The sequence below is a fragment of the Nocardia sp. CC201C genome, from assembly GCF_030010695.1.
GTDB lineage: Bacteria > Actinomycetota > Actinomycetes > Mycobacteriales > Mycobacteriaceae > Nocardia > Nocardia otitidiscaviarum.
In genome coordinates this window covers 1-1726 of sequence record NZ_JASCXP010000698.1, presented here as the reverse complement: position 1 = coordinate 1726, position 1726 = coordinate 1, and the positions used below count along the sequence as shown (strand labels likewise).

General features: G+C 69.5%; 3 protein-coding genes and 1 pseudogene. 3 read left to right on the top strand and 1 reads right to left on the bottom strand.

Translation table 11 applies throughout. From position 1 onward, the window contains the following. The coding region (locus QK444_RS36045) for a hypothetical protein (protein WP_282786569.1) at positions 1-195 on the bottom strand (195 nt) is incomplete at its 3' end. A 13-nt stretch (positions 196-208) separates the two neighbouring features. On the opposite strand from QK444_RS36045, the gene QK444_RS36040 reads away from it, so the two are divergent. The 3 genes and pseudogenes from QK444_RS36040 to QK444_RS36030 form a co-directional block, all read left to right on the top strand. Further along, positions 209-391: a hypothetical protein gene (locus QK444_RS36040; protein ID WP_282786568.1), complete on the top strand. Its 183-nt coding sequence runs from the start codon at positions 209-211 to the stop codon at positions 389-391. A gap of 118 nt (positions 392-509) precedes the next feature. Beyond that, positions 510-1430 (top strand): alpha/beta fold hydrolase, encoded by a 921-nt coding sequence (locus QK444_RS36035; RefSeq protein WP_282786566.1) that lies wholly within the window; start codon positions 510-512, stop codon positions 1428-1430. Between the two features lie 76 nt (positions 1431-1506). Continuing rightward, positions 1507-1726 (top strand): annotated as a pseudogene (locus QK444_RS36030) (class I SAM-dependent methyltransferase); the annotation flags it as partial.

Genomic DNA, 1726 nt, shown 5'->3' with positions numbered 1-1726 from the left:
CGCGCCGGATATCTGCGGCTGGGTGAGATCACCGGCGAGTCGGTCGCGGGCGTGGTCCGCGCCGGAGTCGGCGTCGCCTGATCCGGGTCGCCGGTGCGTCCCCTGCGCTGCGATGCCGGGCGTTCGGTGCCGCCGACCGGCCGCCGCGCGACCGCAGGGCACCGATCTCCCACGGGAACCAATCGTGGCGCTCATACGTCGAAGAGGCATGGGGATTTTTCGTCGCCGTGACCGGCGGGCCGACCGGCGCGGCCAGGTGGCCGACAATGGTGCCGATTTCATAGGGGAGGCCGCACCGGCCCTGATCGAGGCCGCCGCACCCGGCCTGTTCCGGGTGATCACCAGCGGTATCGGCCGCCTCTTCTCGGCGGTCCTGCACGCCCTGAACTGACCGACTGCTGCCAATCCGGTGGCTGCTGGCTGGATAGTGCCCGGACTCGTACTTGAAATAGTAAAGTCAGTAGGAAATATGCAAGCTACCCGGGAGTCCGGGGCGAGAGGGGGCCGCCATGGCCGACATCACCAGGAGTGTGCGGCCCGACTGGGTCGATGACGACCTGTTTCCGTTCGAGAGCCGATTCATCGATATCGACGGGCACACCGTGCACTACGTCGACGAGGGGTCGGGGCCCACACTGCTTCTGCTGCACGGCAATCCGACCTGGTCATTCCTCTGGCACGACGTGATCCGAGGGCTGCGCGACGATTTCCGGTGCGTCGCCCTCGACTATCCGGGCTTCGGGCTGTCGACGCCGAAGCCCGGATACCGCTACCTGCCCGAGGAACACGCCGACGTGGTCACCGCATTCGTCGACGCGCTCGGCCTCGAGGGCGTCACCCTGATCGGGCAGGACTGGGGCGGCACGATCGGCCTGGCCGCGGCGCAGCGGCGGCCGGGCGTCTTCGAGCGCCTGGTACTGGCCAATACCTGGGCGTGGCCGGTCAACGGCGACCTGCACTTCGAGGCGTTCTCGCGCATCATCGGCGGGCTGCCGGGGCGATTCCTGGTGCGACAGTTCAACCTGCTCGTCAACACCTTCATCCCCACCGGCCACCACAGGCGCAAGCCCACCGCGGCCGAGATGGACCACTACCGCCGCGCGCTGGACACCCCCGAACGCCGCCAGGCTTCGGCGGTGCTGCCCGGCCGAGTCCTCGCCAGCCGGACCTTCTTCGCGGAGGTCGAGGCCGGTCTCGCCGCTATCGCGCAGCTGCCGACGCTGATCGTGTGGGGTGACGCCGATATCGCCTTCCGGCCGCGGGAACGCGAGCGTCTGGAAGCGACCTTCCCCGATCACCGGACCGTGATCGTCGAGGGTGCTGGCACCTATGTGGAGTCCGACGCGCCCGAGGAGTTCATCGCCGCGTTCCGCGACTGGGCGGCGAGCCGGAGCGGGTCCGCCGGTCGCGCGGGTGAGGAGCGCCCATAGATCGCCGGACATCCGGGTGAGCGGACAGCGCCGGATGCCCGCGACTTCGACACCGACGCCGCCGCGGACGGGGCAGCTCACCCTCTCCGAATGGTGCGACAACCTGGTCGAGAACTGGGACAAGGCGGTGGCCGAGGTCGGCGAGGGCACCGCCAAGGTCTGGGGCCTCCACATGGCGGGATGGCAGCTCGGCTTCGAACGCAATATGGTGCAGCTGCACCAGGTCCCGGGCGTCAAGCTCGGAGCCGACCAGGAGGCAGTGGCGAGCGGCGAGTGGCGAGCGGCGAGTGGCGCGG